13 protein-coding genes are annotated in these 15,800 nt (G+C 73.3%); 5 read left to right on the top strand and 8 right to left on the bottom strand.

The window, feature by feature from the left end:
• The first annotated feature begins 34 nt into the window (after positions 1 to 34).
• Together ACIOC1_RS30205 and ACIOC1_RS30200 are read left to right on the top strand one after the other, a co-directional pair.
• Positions 35 to 1,300 carry a peptidoglycan-binding protein gene (locus tag ACIOC1_RS30205; protein WP_401312151.1) on the top strand — a complete coding sequence of 422 codons (1,266 nt, stop codon included), beginning with the start codon at positions 35 to 37 and terminating at the stop codon, positions 1,298 to 1,300.
• Complete coding sequence (locus ACIOC1_RS30200; RefSeq protein WP_391048764.1) at positions 1,297 to 2,289, top strand: SPFH domain-containing protein; 993 nt, start codon at positions 1,297 to 1,299, stop codon at positions 2,287 to 2,289. Before ACIOC1_RS30205 ends, ACIOC1_RS30200 begins: the two co-directional genes overlap by 4 nt.
• A gap of 93 nt (positions 2,290 to 2,382) precedes the next feature.
• Here the strand turns inward: ACIOC1_RS30200 and ACIOC1_RS30195 are convergent, their stop codons facing one another.
• The 5 genes from ACIOC1_RS30195 to ACIOC1_RS30175 form a co-directional block, all read right to left on the bottom strand.
• The gene (locus tag ACIOC1_RS30195; RefSeq protein ID WP_401857085.1) at positions 2,383 to 4,509 is read right to left on the bottom strand and encodes a 3-hydroxyacyl-CoA dehydrogenase NAD-binding domain-containing protein; all 2,127 of its coding nucleotides are present in this window, start codon (positions 4,507 to 4,509) and stop codon (positions 2,383 to 2,385) included.
• Entirely contained in the window at positions 4,506 to 5,726 is a 1,221-nt protein-coding gene (locus ACIOC1_RS30190; protein WP_355338657.1) for an acetyl-CoA C-acyltransferase, read from the bottom strand. The genes ACIOC1_RS30195 and ACIOC1_RS30190 overlap by 4 nt, the downstream gene beginning before the upstream one ends.
• A gap of 285 nt (positions 5,727 to 6,011) precedes the next feature.
• Positions 6,012 to 7,268 carry a ribonuclease D gene (locus tag ACIOC1_RS30185; RefSeq protein ID WP_355338660.1) on the bottom strand — a complete coding sequence of 419 codons (1,257 nt, stop codon included), beginning with the start codon at positions 7,266 to 7,268 and terminating at the stop codon, positions 6,012 to 6,014.
• Between the two features lie 215 nt (positions 7,269 to 7,483).
• Complete coding sequence (locus ACIOC1_RS30180) at positions 7,484 to 8,149, bottom strand: LuxR C-terminal-related transcriptional regulator (RefSeq protein WP_188280408.1); 666 nt, start codon at positions 8,147 to 8,149, stop codon at positions 7,484 to 7,486.
• A gap of 247 nt (positions 8,150 to 8,396) precedes the next feature.
• A complete protein-coding gene (locus ACIOC1_RS30175) occupies positions 8,397 to 9,029 on the bottom strand; it encodes a DUF3000 domain-containing protein (protein WP_188280407.1) in 633 nt (210 codons plus the stop codon).
• A 597-nt stretch (positions 9,030 to 9,626) separates the two neighbouring features.
• Between ACIOC1_RS30175 and hemE the strand changes: the two genes are divergently transcribed.
• On the top strand, positions 9,627 to 10,667 hold the full coding sequence (gene hemE / locus ACIOC1_RS30170; protein ID WP_391048758.1) for a uroporphyrinogen decarboxylase: 1,041 nt from the start codon (positions 9,627 to 9,629) through the stop codon (positions 10,665 to 10,667).
• Positions 10,668 to 10,671: 4 nt separating this feature from the next.
• Here hemE and ACIOC1_RS30165 read toward each other — a convergent pair whose 3' ends face one another.
• A complete protein-coding gene (locus ACIOC1_RS30165) occupies positions 10,672 to 11,793 on the bottom strand; it encodes a DUF4349 domain-containing protein (RefSeq protein ID WP_401857082.1) in 1,122 nt (373 codons plus the stop codon).
• Positions 11,794 to 11,941: 148 nt separating this feature from the next.
• Between ACIOC1_RS30165 and hemG the strand changes: the two genes are divergently transcribed.
• Both hemG and hemQ read left to right on the top strand, forming a co-directional pair.
• A complete protein-coding gene (gene hemG, locus ACIOC1_RS30160; protein WP_401312164.1) occupies positions 11,942 to 13,354 on the top strand; it encodes a protoporphyrinogen oxidase in 1,413 nt (470 codons plus the stop codon).
• Positions 13,355 to 13,437: 83 nt separating this feature from the next.
• Entirely contained in the window at positions 13,438 to 14,190 is a 753-nt protein-coding gene (gene hemQ / locus ACIOC1_RS30155; RefSeq protein WP_355338673.1) for a hydrogen peroxide-dependent heme synthase, read from the top strand.
• A gap of 157 nt (positions 14,191 to 14,347) precedes the next feature.
• On the opposite strand, the gene ACIOC1_RS30150 is transcribed toward hemQ, so the two are convergent.
• The gene (locus ACIOC1_RS30150) at positions 14,348 to 14,632 is read right to left on the bottom strand and encodes a hypothetical protein (protein WP_401857080.1); all 285 of its coding nucleotides are present in this window, start codon (positions 14,630 to 14,632) and stop codon (positions 14,348 to 14,350) included.
• Positions 14,633 to 14,794: 162 nt separating this feature from the next.
• A complete protein-coding gene (locus tag ACIOC1_RS30145) occupies positions 14,795 to 15,586 on the bottom strand; it encodes a peptidyl-tRNA hydrolase (RefSeq protein ID WP_401857169.1) in 792 nt (263 codons plus the stop codon).
• Between the last annotated feature and the right edge of the window lie 214 nt (positions 15,587 to 15,800).

Genomic DNA, 15,800 nt, shown 5'->3' with positions numbered 1-15,800 from the left:
GCATGTGACACCCGATCACGGAGGAGTGGTGCGCATGTCCATACCGGTGTTCGATGACGTCGAACCGCTGCCCGCCTGCGGTTGCGAGGAGTGCGCCCGACGGCGCCTCACCGACTCGATGGCGCGCGACACCGGTGGACCGGCCACCGGCGCGACGACCCGTGTGGTGGTCGTGGCCGCCGCCGCGGGCACCGCGCTGGGCAGCGCCGCCGGAGCGGTCGCCGCCGTGCCCGTGCCGTCGGAGGCCACCGCCTTCACCACGGGCCACGCCGCGCTCGCCGCCGCCCCCGCCACGGTCCCGGCCGCCACCCCCCTGCGGCTCACCCGCGACCAGATCATCCAGCGCGCCCGCACCTGGGCGGACGCCAAGGTGCCGTACAGCATGACCGCGTACTGGAAGGACGGGTACCGGCAGGACTGCTCCGGCTTCGTCTCCATGGCCTGGGGTCTGGGCAGCAGCGCCTGGACCGGCAGTCTGGCCGGCTACGGCGTCCGGATCACCAAGGACGAGCTGATGCCCGGTGACATCCTGCTCTTCCACAACGCCGCCGACCCCGAACACGGGTCGCACACGGTCATCTTCGACGGCTGGGTGGACGACGCGCACACCGCGTACACCGGCTACGAGCAGACGGTCCCGGCCACCCGGGTCCAGACCACGCCGTACGCATACTGGTCCAATTCCGGGAAATACATTCCCTACCGGTACAAGTATCTGGCGGGTGGCAGCAGTTCGGGATCGGGGTCCGGTGGGTCGTCGTCGGGTTCCACGGCCTTCCCCGGCACGTCCGCCTTCGGCCCCGGCGCCGACAACGCCAACGTCACCCGGCTCGGCACCATGCTGGTCGGCCGCGGCGCCAGCTCGTACTACAAGGTCGGTCCCGGACCGAAGTGGAGCGAGTCCGACCGCGGCGCGACCAGCGCCTTCCAGCGCGCCCAGGGCTGGTCGGGCAGCGACGCGGACGGGCTGCCCGGCCCCACGACCTGGTCGTACCTCGTCCAGGACAAGGGCCGCGACATCTCCGGCGCCCCGCGGGCCTCCGGCGGCACCCCCGCCAAGGCCCCGGCCTACCCCGGCGCGGGCGCCTTCCGGCCCGGCCAGACCAACGACTCGGTACTCGCCCTCGGCAAACGGCTCGTCGCCAAGGGCTTCGGCAAGAACTACACGGTGGGCCCCAGCCGTACATGGGGCGAGGCAGACCGGCGCAATGTCGAGGCGTTCCAGCGGTCCCTGGGCTGGACCGGGCGCGACGCGGACGGCTACCCCGGCCCCGAGACCTGGAGACGACTGTTCACGTGACGACATCTTCCACCGCCGCCGGGACGGGGCTGCCGGAGCAGACCCGCCCGGCCGCCCACAGCGGCGGCACCGAAGTCCACCCCGCCCCCGCCGCCCCGCCGGAGCTCGTCGAACGGCCGGGGCCCTGCCTGCCCGGCTGGACCGCGACCGCCGTCGTGCTCGCCGCGACCGTCGGCGTCTGCTGGCTGCTGTGGCGCGCGGGCGTCCTGCCCGCCGACGTCGCCGGCCGCCCCCTGCTGCCGCCCCCGCCCGGCGGCGGCTCCGCCAGCGGCCTGTGGAGCGGCGTCCTGCTGCTCGCCGCGGTCGCCGCCTTCGCCGCGGGCGGCCTCACCAGAGGCCGCAACGGCAGCGTCTGGGTGCTCACCCGGCACGGCTCCTACCGCGGCACGGTCCGCCGTACCGGCCTGCTCTGGATCAGCCCGCTGCTCACCCGCCGCAGGCTCGACGTGTCGCTGCGGCACTGGCGCAGCCGCCCGATCGACGCGGTCGACGCCAACGGCACCCCGCTCCAGCTCAGCGTCCTGCTGGTGTGGCGGGTCAGGGACACCGCCAAGGCGGCCTTCGCCGTCGACGACCACAACCTCTTCCTGCGCGAGCAGGTCGAGGCCGCCGTCGCGCTGGCCGTCTCCCGGCACCCGGCCGACGACTTCCGGGGCGCCGCGCCCACCCTGCGCGACAGCGAACGGCTCGGCGACCACCTCACCAAGCTGATCGCCGCCGACCAGCGCCCGGTCGGCATCGAGGTCTTCTCGGCCACCCCGGTCCGCCTCGACTACGCCCCCGAGGTCGCCGCGGCCATGCGGCGCGCCCAGATTTCCGCGCTGGACGCCAAACACCGCAGAGCCGTACTCGACGACGTCCTGGCCACCGTCGCCGAGACCGTCCGCGGCATCACCGAGCGCGGCCTCGTGCAGCTCGACGACTACGAACGCAAGGCGCTGGTACGGGACCTGACGGTGGCGCTGTGCACGACCGTGCCGAAGAAGTGAGCCGCGCCGGGACCCGCGTGAGCTGAGCCGGAACGGCGAAGCGCCGGACGGCCCCCTGACATCGGGGCCGTCCGGCGCTTCGCCGCGTCCGTCCTAGGCGGGGACGCTCGCCACGCCAGGCGCCAGGAACGGCTTGCCGTTCACCCGCTGGGACACGCCCTCGCGGTCCAGGTACGGGGTGACGCCGCCCAGGTGGAAGGGCCAGCCCGCGCCGGTGATCAGGCACAGGTCGATGTCCTGCGCCTCGGCCACCACGCCCTCGTCAAGCATCAGGCCGATCTCCTGCGCGACGGCGTCCAGCACCCGGTCGCGCACCTGCGCCTCGGTGAGCACCGAGTCGCCCTGCTTGAGCAGCGCGGCGACCTCGGGGTCCAGCTCCGGCACGCCGGAGTCGTAGACGTAGAAGCCGCGCTTGCCCGCCTTGACCACGGCCGCCAGATTCTCCGAGACGGTGAAGCGGTCGGGGAAGGCGCCGTGCAGCGTCTCGGAGACGTGCAGACCGATGGCCGGGCCGACCAGTTCGAGCAGCACCAGCGGCGACATCGGCAGGCCGAGCGGCTCGACGGCCTTCTCCGCGACGGCGACCGGCGTGCCCTCGTCGATGACGTTCTGGATCTCGCCCATGAAGCGGGTCAGGATGCGGTTGACGACGAACGCCGGGGCGTCCTTGACCAGCACTGCGGTCTTCTTCAGCTTCTTCGCCACGCCGAAGGCGGTGGCCAGCGACGCGTCGTCGGTCTGCTCGGCGCGGACGATCTCCAGCAGCGGCAGCACCGCGACCGGGTTGAAGAAGTGGAAGCCGACGACCCGCTCCGGGTGCTCCAGCTTCGAGGCCATCTCGGAGACCGACAGCGAGGAGGTGTTGGTGGCCAGGATCGCGTCCGGGCGCACCACCGCCTCCAGCTCCGCGAAGACCTGCTGCTTGACGCCCATCTCCTCGAAGACGGCCTCGATGACGAAGTCCGCGTCACCGAAGGCGGTCGCCTTGTCCAGGTGACCGGAGACCAGCGCCTTGAGGCGGTTGGCCTTGTCCTGGCCGACGCGGCCCTTGGCGAGCAGCTTGTCGATCTCGCCGTGGACGTAACCCACGCCCTTGTCGATCCGCGCCTGGTCGATGTCGGTCAGCACGACCGGCACCTCCAGGCGGCGGGCGAAGAGCAGCGCGAGCTGCGAGGCCATCAGGCCCGCGCCGACCACGCCGACCTTGGACACCGGGCGGGCCAGCGACTTGTCGGGCGCGCCCGCCGGGCGCTTGCCGCGCTTCTGCACCAGGTTGAAGGCGTAGATGCCGCTGCGCAGTTCGCCGCCCATGATGAGGTCGGCCAGCGCCGCGTCCTCGGCGTCGAAGCCCTGCCGCAGATCGCCGTTCTTCGCCGCGGCGATGATGTCCAGCGCGCGGTACGCGGCAGGGGCCGCCCCGTGCACCTTGCTGTCCGCGACGGCCCGGCCGCGGGCCACGGCCTGGTCCCACGCCTCGCCGCGGTCCACCTCGGCCCGGTCCACCTCCAGCTCGCCCTTGAGGACGGCCGCGGTCCAGGCCAGCGACTGCTCCAGGAAGTCCGCCGCCTCGAACAGCGCGTCGGCGATGCCCAGTTCGTACACCTGGGCGCCCTTGAGCTGACGGTTCTGGTTGAGCGAGTTCTCGATGATGACGGTGACCGCGCGGTCCGCGCCGATCAGGTTCGGCAGCAGTACGCAGCCGCCCCAGCCGGGCACCAGGCCGAGGAAGACCTCGGGGAGCGAGAAGGCGGGCAGCGAGGCCGACACCGTGCGGTAGGTGCAGTGCAGACCGACCTCGACACCGCCGCCCATGGCCGCGCCGTTGTAGTACGCGAAGGTCGGCACGGCCAGCGACTGGAGCCGCTTGAAGACCTCGTGGCCGCTCCTGCCGATGGTCAGCGCCTCGTCGCGCGTCCTGAGCACCTCGACGCCCTTGAGGTCGGCGCCGACCGCGAAGATGAACGGCTTGCCGGTGATGCCGACGCCGGTGATCGCGCCCTCCGCCGCCTCCTTCTCCACCTGGTCGAGCGCCGCGTCCAGGTGGGCCAGCGACTGCGGGCCGAAGGTGGTCGGCTTGGTGTGGTCCAGGCCGTTGTCCAGCGTGATCAGCGCGAAACGGCCCGCGCCCGGCAGCTCCAGGTGCCGCACCTGGGCCTGGGTGACGACCTCGCCGGGGAACCGCTCGGCCGCCCCCTTCAACAGCTCGGTGGTGCTGCTCACTTGGTGCCTCCGTCGAAGTGGGGGTTCTCCCAGATGACCGTGCCGCCCATGCCGAAGCCGACGCACATGGTGGTGATGCCGTAGCGCACGTGCGGCTGCTCCTCGAACTGCCGGGCGAGCTGCGTCATCAGCCGCACACCGGAGGAGGCCAGCGGGTGGCCGTAGGCGATGGCGCCGCCGTACTGGTTGACCCGCGGGTCGTCGTCGGCGATGCCGTAGTGGTCGAGCAGCGAGAGCACCTGGACGGCGAACGCCTCGTTGATCTCGAACAGGCCGATGTCGCCGATCGACAGACCGGCCTTGGCCAGCGCCTTCTCGGTCGCCGGGATCGGGCCGATGCCCATCACCTCGGGCTCGACACCCGCGAAGGCGTACGAGACCAGGCGCATCCGTACCGGCAGGTCCAGCTCCCTGGCGACGTCCTCCGCGGCGAGCAGCGAGGCGGTGGCGCCGTCGTTGAGACCGGCCGCGTTACCCGCGGTGACCCGGCCGTGCGGGCGGAAGGGGGTCTTCAGACCCGCGAGCTGCTCCAGCGTGGTGCCCGGCCGCATCGGCTCGTCCGCCGTCGCCAGGCCCCAGCCGGTCTCCCCGGCCTCGGGGGTGGTGCGGCGGATCGCGATCGGCACCAGGTCCTGCTGGATCCGGCCGTTGGCGTACGCCTTCGCGGCCTTCTCCTGGCTGCGGACGGCGAATTCGTCGGCGCGCGCCTTGGTGAGCTGGGGGAAGCGGTCGTGCAGATTCTCCGCGGTCATGCCCATGAACATCGCCGACTCGTCGACGAGCTTCTCCGAGACGAACCGCGGGTTGGGGTCGACGCCCTCGCCCATCGGGTGCCGTCCCATGTGCTCGACGCCGCCGGCCACCACGACGTCGTACGCGCCGAAGGCGATGCCGCCGGCCGTGGTCGTCACGGCGGTCATCGCGCCCGCGCACATCCGGTCGACGGAGAAACCGGGCACGGTGGTCGGCAGCCCGGCGAGGATGCCCGCCGTCCGGCCCAGGGTGAGGCCCTGGTCGCCGATCTGCGTGGTCGCGGCGACCGCGACCTCGTCGATCCGCGCCGGGTCCAGATCCGGGTTGCGCCGCAGCAGCTCCCGGATGCACTTGATCACCAGGTCGTCGGCCCGGGTCTCGTGATACATGCCCTTCGGGCCCGCTTTGCCGAACGGGGTGCGGACGCCGTCAACGAATACGACGTCCCTTCCGGTACGAGGCACGGTGGGTCTCCCTCTTCGACGATGTGGAACGCGGCGCTGAAGCACGCTTCCTACGGCTCGCCTCACATGCTACTCGCCGGTAACTCGTGTGCACAGCTTCCCTCGCGGAAGCGGCGCAGCTCACATCGCACGGATGTTACCGAAGGTTACCCCTGTGGCGGGAGACCCTGAGGGAGCGCCGCGGGCGGGTCGGCCGTTCGACACGGAACCACCGGCGGCGGACCACCGACGCAGGACCACGGACGGGGAACCGCCACCCGCGGACGGACCACCGGCCCCGGCGGGCTATTCGCCCGGGGGCGGGTCCGCCGGGCGGGCGGTCAGCGCGACCGTCAGCAGCGGGGTGGTCAGCTCGACCTGCCACGGGCGGGCGCCCATGTCCGCGAGCTGGGCGGCCACGACCTCCTCGCTCGCGTTCGCCGGAGGCGCCCAGCACAGCCGTCGCACGGTGTCCGGGGTGATCAGATTCTCCTGGGGGAGATTCAGCTCCTCGGCCAGCGCGCTCACCGCGGCGCGCGCCGCGGAGAGCCGGGCGGCGGCGACCGGGTCCTTGTCCGCCCAGGCGCGCGGCGGCGGGGGGCCGGTGTACGCGGCGGCGGGCTGCGGCAGCTCCCGCTCGGGCAGCGCGCGCGCCCGGTCGATCGCGGACTGCCACTGGTCGAGCTGGCGGCGGCCCATCCGGTGCCCGAAACCGGGCAGGGCGGCCAGCGCGTGCGCGTTCGGCGGGCTCTCCAGCGCCGCCGTCACGATCGCGGCGTCGCTGAGCACCCGGCCCGGGGAGACGTCCCGCTCACGGGCGGTACGGTCGCGCGCCAGCCACAGTTCGCGCACCACGGCGATCTGCCGACGCCGCCGCACCTTGTGCATGCCCGAGGTCCTGCGCCAGGGGTCGACGCGCGGCGCGGCCGGCGGGGCGGCGGCGATGGCCGCGAATTCCTGGAGCGCCCACTCCAGCTTCCCCTGGGTGCGCAGCTCCTCCTCCAGCGCGTCGCGCAGATCCACCAGCAGCTCGACGTCGAGCGCGGCGTACCGCAGCCACGGGTCGGGCAGCGGGCGGGTGGACCAGTCCACCGCCGAGTGGCCCTTCTCCAGCGCGAAGCCCAGCACGTTCTCCACCATCGCGCCGAGGCCGACCCGGGCGAACCCGGCCAGCCGCCCGGCCAGTTCGGTGTCGAACAGCGAGGTGGGGTGCATGCCGATCTCGGACAGGCACGGCAGATCCTGGGTGGCGGCGTGCAGCACCCACTCGGTGCCGGTCAGGGCGTCGCCCAGGGTGGACAGGTCGGGGCATCCCGTGGGGTCGATCAGCGCGGTCCCTGCTCCGGCGCGGCGCAACTGGACCAGATAGGCCCGCTGCCCGTAGCGGTAGCCGGAGGCGCGCTCGGCATCGACGGCGACCGGACCGGAACCCGCGGCGAAAGCCGCGACGACATCTGCGAGAGCCTCCGGGCTGGCGGTCACCGGCGGGATTCCCTCGCGCGGGTCCAGCAGCGGGACCGGCGCCGGGCCTGCTTGGGTTGCGGTCTCTCTGGCGTCGGTCACTTGTTAAGGGTAGCCGGGTACGGCGTGTCAGGTGGAGATCCAACGGACAGGGCGTACGGTACGTCGCCGCCGGGTCCGTGAGCGCCGGGGCCGCGGCACCGCCACGACGGCCGACGCGCGCGCGTATACGGCGGGCGTACGCGCGGATACGGGCGCGCGTATACGAAACGACCCCCGGCGGAACGTTCCGCCGGGGGTCGCTCACGGCCGGGGCCTCAGTGGATGATTCCGGTGCGCAGGGCCACCGCGACCATGCCGGCGCGGTCCCCGGTGCCCAGCTTCCTGGCGATCCGGGCGAGGTGGCTCTTGACGGTCAGCGCCGAAAGGCCCATGGAGACGCCGATCGCCTTGTTCGACTGGCCTTCCGCGACCAGCCGCAGGACCTCGACCTCGCGGCCGGACAGCTCGCGGTAGCCGCTGGGGTGGCCGGGGGCGCCCGGCGGGCGGCGCTGCATACGGGCCGCGGTGGCGCCCAGCGGAGCCAGTCCCGGCCGGGTGGCGAGACCGCCGGGGCTGTTGCGGGTGCCGGTCACGACATAGCCCTTCACCCCCCCGGCAAGCGCGTTGCGCACGGCGCCGATGTCGTCGGCGGCGGAGAGTGCGAGGCCGTTGGGCCAGCCTGCCGCGCGGGTCTCGGCGAGCAGGGTGAGGCCGGAGCCGTCGGGGAGATGGACATCGGCGACGCAGATGTCGCGGGGGTTACCGACCCGGGGACGGGCCTCGGCGATGGACGAGGCCTCGATCACGTCGCGAACCCCGAGAGCCCACAGGTGTCGGGTGACAGTGGAGCGGACGCGGGGGTCGGCTACGACGACCATGGCCGTCGGCTTGCTGGGGCGGTAGGCGACCAGGCTCGTGGGCTGCTCGAGAAGAACGGACACCGGGCCTCCTGTGGCAAAGGGGACTGAAACGGTCACAATCTCCTTCGGCAGCAATTGCTCCGGCCTTTAGGGAAAGATCACGATTTATTGAGGATCATTTCCGGCAATTCGGACGAGAAATCGAACATGCGAGAAGTGAGTGCGCCGCGCGATACGCCGGGGAGTGCGCGGGGGCGCGTCATTGGGGGCGCGTGACGTCACCGCAGGCCGGGGCGGTACGCCGGGCTACGGAGGCGGTCTGACGGACTCAGGTACGGCGCTTCGGCATCGGCACCACGCCGCTGCCCCCGCGCACCAACGGCTCCGGGCCCTCCGACGGCGGCAGACCCGCGCACGCGCACAGCAGGTCGCACCAGGCCGCCAGGTGCGCCGCCACCTCGGGCGCGCCCCCCGCCCGCTCCCTCGGCGTCCACGACGCCCGGATCTCGATCTGCGTGTCGTCCACCCGGTCCGCCAGCGCGCCGAAGTAGTGCGACGACGCCCGCGAGACCGTACCGCTCGGGTCGTTGTACGCCGCCCCGCGCGCCGCCAGCGCCCCGGTCAGCCAGGACCAGCTCACCTCGGGCAACAGCGGATCCCCCGCCATCTCCGGCTCCAACTCGGCCCGCACCAACGTCACCAGGCGGAACGCGCCGTGCCACGCCTCGTGCCCGTCCGGCTCGTGCAGCAGCACCAACCGCCCGTCGGCCAGCTCCTCGCCGTCCGCCAGCACCGTCGCCTCCAGCGCGTACGCGTACGACGCCAGCCGCTTCGGCGCGGCCGTCTCCTCGATCCTGACCTCCGGCCTCACCCGCACCGAGCGCAGGGTGTCCACCGAGCGCCGAAAGGGGAGGGGGACGTCGTCACTGCCGTCGCCGAGGTGCCCGTGAACCGCTGCCATGCCCGGAAGACTAAGCCGCCGATGCCCTCCGGGCTCGGAACAACACCCTTATTGCCCTTCGGGGCGCCTTCCCGCTCCCCGCGAGGAGCACCCTTGCGCCTGCCACGCGCCCCCAACCCCCCGACTGCGCGGCGGGGTTCGCCGCTGGGGTGGCTGTGGGGGGGTGAACGTCAAGGGGGGCGCTCTTGTGTGGGGTCAGCGGTACGGGGGACCGTGCGGGGGAGCCGTCTTTTCTATGCTCACCGTCCTTCCCCCTTTTTTTTGCCGCCCTCTCGCCTCCGGCGGCTTAGATCCGGTGTCGACGGTCGATCGTGCTCGCTCCCTCGTTCCTCGGTCGCTGTGCGCGTTCTCCCTTTCAACACCGGCGCCGCCTTCGGCTCGCTGGCTACCGGCGAGCCCACCTGCGTAAACGCACCCCAGCGGCGAACCCCAGCGCGCAGCGGTGCCGCAGGGGCGCAGCCCCTCACGCAAACGCACCCACCGGCGAACCCACCTGCGCAGCGGTGCCGTCGGGGCGCAGGACCCTCGCGCGGACGTGTGCTAGGGGCGCAGCCCCCTTGGTGGGGGTGGTGGGGGAGACGTGGGAGGATTCTCGGCGTGAGTGCGCACCAGCAGACCGCTGCTTCCCCGTTCATCCGCGCCTGTCGGCGCGAGCCCGTGCCGCATACGCCGGTGTGGTTCATGCGGCAGGCCGGGCGTTCGCTGCCCGAGTACCTGAAGATTCGCGAGGGCGTCGCGATGCTGGACTCGTGCACGCGGCCCGACCTCATCGCCGAGATCACGATGCAGCCGGTGCGGCGGCACAAGGTCGACGCGGCGGTCTACTTCAGCGACATCGTGGTGCCGCTCAAGGCGATCGGGATCGATCTCGACATCAAGCCCGGCGTGGGCCCGGTGGTGGCGGACCCGATCCGTACGCGGGAGGACCTGAAGCGGCTGCGGGCGCTGGAGCCCGAGGACGTCGGTTACGTCACCGAGGCGATCGGCCTGCTGACGGCCGAACTCGGCGAGACGCCACTGATCGGATTCGCGGGCGCGCCCTTCACGCTGGCCAGCTACCTCGTGGAGGGCGGCCCGTCGCGCAACCACGAGCGGACCAAGGCGCTGATGTACGGCGACCCCGAGCTGTGGCGTGACCTGCTGGACCTGCTCGCCGACATCACCGTGGGCTTCCTGAAGGTGCAGATCGAGGCGGGCGCGAGCGCCGTCCAGGTCTTCGACTCGTGGGTGGGGGCGCTCGCGCCCGTCGACTACCGGCGCTACGCGATGCCCGCGTCGGTGAAGGTCTTCGACGCGGTCGAGGACTACGGCGTCCCGCGCATCCACTTCGGCGTCGGCACCGGCGAACTGCTCGGTCTGATGGGCGAGGCGGGCGCGGACGTCGTCGGCGTCGACTGGCGGGTGCCGCTGGACGAGGCGGGCCGTCGGGTCGGTCCCGGCAAGGCGCTCCAGGGCAACCTCGACCCGTCGGTGCTCTTCGCCCCGACGGCGGCCGTCGAGGCGAAGGCCCGGGAGGTGCTGGACGCGGCCCCGGCCACCGGCCATGTGTTCAACCTCGGCCACGGTGTCCTGCCCAGCACCGACCCGGACGCTCTCACCCGTCTCGTCGACTTCGTGCACACCTCGACCGAGGTGTGACGGCTCAGTCCGTCGGCGGCTCCTCCGCACGCTCCGGCGCGTCCGTACCCGCCGGAGCCGTGGAGGGCGTGCGCTGCGGGTGGATCGGCGCGTGCGAGGACGGGCTCCAGGGGCGCGGCGCCATCGTCGGCGGCTCCTGCCGGGGCCAGCGGCGGCGCACCAGTCGGTAGCCGATGAAGCCGGCCAGCGCGACCACCAGGAACGGCAGCACGGCCGACAGGACGACCAGCACACCGCGGATCGTCACGTAGAAGGCGTGCCAGCCGCCGCCCAGCGCGTGGCCGACCTGCGTCCAGAAACCGTCCTCGTGCTTCGGCTTCGCCGCGACGTGCTTCACCGGCGGCTCGACCAGCCGCAGCGTCACCGTGGCCAGATCCGTCCGCTCCCGCAGTGCCGCCTGCTGCGCCTGGAGGGACTCCAAGTCGGCCTCGCGCGTGCTCAGTTCGCGCTCCAGCGACACCACGTCGCTGAGCGAGCCCGCCTGGTCCATCAGCTTGCGCACCCGCGCCACACTGGCCTGCTGCGACTTGATCCGGCTCTGTACGTCGACCACCTGGCCGGTGACGTCCTCGACGCCGACCTTGCGCTCCATCAGCGTGCCGAGCCCGGCCAGCCGGGTCAGCAGACCGTCGTACGCCGCGGGCGGCACCCGGAGCTGGATCGTCGACTGCTCGTGGCCCCCGGCGTCGACCGAGGTGTCCTCGGTGCCCGCGTAACCGCCCGCGTCGGCGACCATCGCGCGGGCCTTGTCGAGCGCGTCGCCCACCTTCGGGGTGCGGACGGTCAGGTGGGCCGTACGGACGAGGTAGCTGGGCGCGGACGGCTTGGCGTTGTTGCCGGTGGTGGCGGCCTTGTCCGACGCGGAACCGGGCGTACCGGAAGGCGCGTTCCCGGCGTCCGTTCCGCTGCCGCCGTTCTTCATCGAGTCGCTGCCGCTGTCGTCCTGGCCGCGGGCCGCCGGGGCGGCGGCTTTGTCGGAAGCGCCGCCGCTTTCGCTGCTGCACCCGGCGACCGCGAGCGAGGCGGCCAGCAGCAGCGCGGCCGGGACGGCGGCCAGCCGCCGTCCGCGCAGGCCGGCGTGGTGCGCGCGCCCGGTGCGCGGCGCTCCGGGTCTGTGTGTCCTCACGTCAATTCCCCCCAGGTGCGAGCCTCGTGAGGCCCGCCTAGTGACCTGTAGTGACAGTTGGACGTGGATGGTCCGCGCCGGGTTGCGGTCCCGCGGTAGCGATGGGATCACGTTCGGAACTCGGAACGGAGTCTGAGACAGTGGACGCATGAGCCAGACGCACAACGGCACGGGCGCTCCTGAACACGCGATCGTCATCGGCGGCGGAATCTCCGGACTCGCCGCGGCGCACCGGCTGGCGGGCGCGGGCGTCCGCGTCACGCTGCTGGAGGCGTCGTCGCGGCTGGGCGGCAAGCTGTACGCCGACGAGATCGCCGGGGTGCCGGTCGACCTCGGCGCCGAGTCGATGCTGGCCCGCCGCCCCGAGGCGATCGCCCTGGCCCGCGAGGTCGGGCTCGGCGACGACCTGGAGCCGCCCGCGGTGCTCGGCGCCGCGCTGTGGACCCGCGGCAAGCTGCGGCCCATGCCCAAGGGACACGTCATGGGCGTGCCCGGCGACCTCGGGCCGCTCGCCTCGTCCGGTGTGCTGTCCGCCGCCGGTCTCGCCAGGCTCCCGCTGGACCACGTACTGCCGCGCACCGAACTCGGCGACGATGTCGCGGTCGGCGCCTTCGTCGCCGCCCGGCTCGGCCACGAGGTCGTGGACCGGCTCGTCGAACCACTGCTCGGCGGCGTCTACGCGGGCAACGCCTACGAGATCTCGCTGCGCGCCGCGGTGCCGCAGCTCTTCGAGGCCATGCGCACCGGGCGCTCCCTGATCGAGGCGGCCCGCGACATCCAGCGCCGGGCCGCGGCCAGGGCGGGCGGCGCGGGACCGGTCTTCAACGGCATCCGCGGCGGCGTCGGACGGCTGCCGCTCGCGGTCGCCGAGGCGTGCCGCGCCGCGGGCGTCACCATCGAGACCGACGCGCCCGTACGCGAGCTGCGGCGCACCCCGCACGGCTGGCAGGTCGGCCTCGACGGCCGCGCGCTGGAGGCCGACGCCGTGGTGCTCGCCGTGCCCGCGCCGACCGCGGCCCGGCTGCTCGCCGCCGAGTCGCCCGCCGCCGCGGCCGAACTGGACACCGTCGAATACGCGGGCATGGCGCTGGTCACCATGGCCTTCCGCCGCCGTGAGATGACACGGCTGCCCAACAGCAGCGGCTTCCTCGTCCCGCCGGTCGACGGCCGCACCATCAAGGCGTCCACCTTCTCCAGCCGCAAATGGGGCTGGCTCGGCGAGGCAGGCGGCGACACCGTCGTCCTGCGCACCTCCATCGGCCGCCACGGCGACGAGGCGGACCTCGCCTGGGACGACACCGACCTCGTCCGCCTCTCCCGCGACGACCTGGAGGCCGCCGTGGGCCTGCGCGCCGCCCCGATCGCGGCCCGCGTCACCCGCTGGACCGCGGGTCTGCCCCAGTACCCGGTCGGCCACCTCGCCCGCGTCGCCCGCGTCCGCGAACACCTCACCAAGCTCCCCGCCCTGGCCGCCTGCGGCGCCGCGTACGACGGCGTCGGCATCCCCGCCTGCATCGCCGGAGCCCACCGCGCCGCGGCCGAGCTGCTGCCGCGGGGCTGAACGGCTCCGCGCCGGGCGGCCGCGCGGGCGTCGTGGGGGACCCTGGTGCCGGGAGCGTCGGGGGGCGCGGGAGAATGGGGGGTATGACCGACTCGACTGCCGACCGCGCTTCCGATTCCGCCGACGCCACGTCGGCGAAGGCCCCCAACGCGGGGAAGAAGGCCAAGGACCTCAACGAGGTCATTCGCTACACGCTCTGGTCGGTGTTCCGACTGCGCGACACCCTGCCCGAGGACCGCGGCGGGTACGCGGACGAGGTCGAGGAGCTGTTCGCGCAGCTCGCCGCCAAGGACATCACGATCCGCGGGACCTATGACGTCTCGGGGCTGCGGGCCGACGCCGATCTGATGATCTGGTGGCACGCGGAGACGGCCGAGGAGTTGCAGGAGGCGTACAACCTCTTCCGCCGCACCAAGCTGGGGCGCGCGGTGGAGCCGGTGTGGTCCAACATGGCGCTGCACCGCCCGGCGGAGTTCAACAAGTCGCATGTTCCGGCCTTCCTCGCCGATGAGACGCCGCGCGAGTGGGTCAGCGTCTATCCCTTCGTGCGCTCCTACGACTGGTACCTGCTGCCGGACGAGGACCGCCGCCGGATGCTCGCCGACCACGGCAAGATGGCCCGTGGCTACCCCGACGTGCGGGCGAACACCGTCGCGTCCTTCTCGCTCGGCGACTACGAGTGGATCCTGGCCTTCGAGGCCGACGAGCTGTACCGGATCGTCGACCTCATGCGGCACCTGCGCGCCTCCGAGGCCCGCTTGCACGTCCGCGAGGAAGTCCCCTTCTACACCGGCCGGCGCCGCGAGATCGCCGACCTGGTCGCGGGCCTGGCCTGACGCAGCAGCGCCCGTATCGCGGGGTCGCGCGGCGTGCGCGGCCCACGGGCGGCCAGGGCCGACAGCGGCGGCGCGTCCCGGGGTATCCCCCGGAGCGCCTCCTGCCCGGCCGGGGCCGCCCACCGCGTGTACGGATAGACCTCGACGCACGCCCCCGTCAGCAGCAGCGGCAGCACGTACCAGAGCAGCGCGGCGTGCCGTCCGGCGCACGGACCGACCCGTTCAGCGCGACGGTGGCCACCGCCATCGCCAACGTCAGCCCGGTGGCGCCGCGCACCTGCCGCACCCCCGCCGCGAGCCGTTCGCGTGCCGCCGCGGGAACCCCGAGCCCGGCGGCCACCAGCCGCTCGCCGAGCGCGCGTACGGCCTCCGGCCGGGAACGCCGTTTCGTACCGCCCGAGTTCGACGCCGTCCGTGGGCCGCCGCTCTCCGGGCGCTCCACCGGCCGCGGCGACCCCGGCCAGGCACAGGCGCGCGCCGGCGGCGGTCGCCGCGGCACACGCGACGAGCAGCAGAAGAATCCACATGAGGGATTTCTACCGGACTCCGCCGACACCGCGTTCTCGGCCTGTGGATAACTCCGCGATCGGGCTGGCGGGGCCCGTCAGAGCGTGCCGGGGGCGGGACGCGCGCGCAGGGACGGGTGGTCCGCGACGACGGTGGCGGAGCCCGGGGCGACCTCGGTGAAGCCCGCGTCGCGGACGACGGGGAGCGAGGAGGCACTCAGGCGGGTCCACAGGGCGGGGGAGGGGGTGCGGACGGCCAGGGGGAAACCGGCGGCGCGCCAGGCGTCGCGGTCGGCGTCCGACAGCTCCCACCAGGCGAGTTGGGCGCCGTGTCCGGCCTGGGCCATGGCCTTCCCGGCCGACATGGTGACGTCGGGATTCATCCACAGCACGGGGCGCGGGTCGCCGGGTTCGAGCGGTGACGGCGGCTGCGGGTCGTCCAACTCCGTGCCGGAGACCTGGAGTTTGGCCAGTTCCTTCGGCCAGCCGTCGAGCGGCACGGGCGGGTAGACCCGCACTTCGGCGGGCGGCACATCGGCCGTACCCGCTTCCGTGTCCGCCCCCGGCACCGATCCCGACGCGGACCCCGATCCCGATCCCGTCACCGTGATGCCCGGCAGGGCCGCCGCCCGCCGCCACTCCGCTCCGCGCGCCCGCCGTACGACCTTGCGGATCCTGGCGTCCTGCCAGTCCCGTACCGCCTGCGCCCACTCGCCGTCGTCGGCTGTCGCGCGCTCGTCGCAGAGCAGGGTGAGGACGGCGCGCGCCGCCGTCTCCAGAGCGTCGGTACGGGTCGGGGGCGCGTCGCGCTCGATCCGGACGACGAGCGGGAGGACGAACTGGGGTGCCGCGTCGCGGTCGGCGGCCTGGTGCTGGAAGGGGCTGCTCACCGCCCCAGTCTGCCACCCGCTGCTGGACGCCGATCCGCCGTGGCGTGCGGCGTCGGTCCGTACGGAAGCGGCGGCGGCCGCGGCGGCCACGCCGGAGCTGGTGGCGCCCGCCGATGCCGTCGTGCCAGCCACGATGCTCCCGCAGGGGCACCGCCCGCCCCGGCGGGGCGGTTCGGTTGTCTCCGGACCACCGGCCGGTGGGGGCGGGTCGCGC

This window comes from Streptomyces sp. NPDC088197, assembly GCF_044741185.1.
Taxonomy (GTDB): Bacteria; Actinomycetota; Actinomycetes; order Streptomycetales; family Streptomycetaceae; genus Actinacidiphila.
This window is presented reverse-complemented; position numbering and strand designations above follow the sequence as displayed.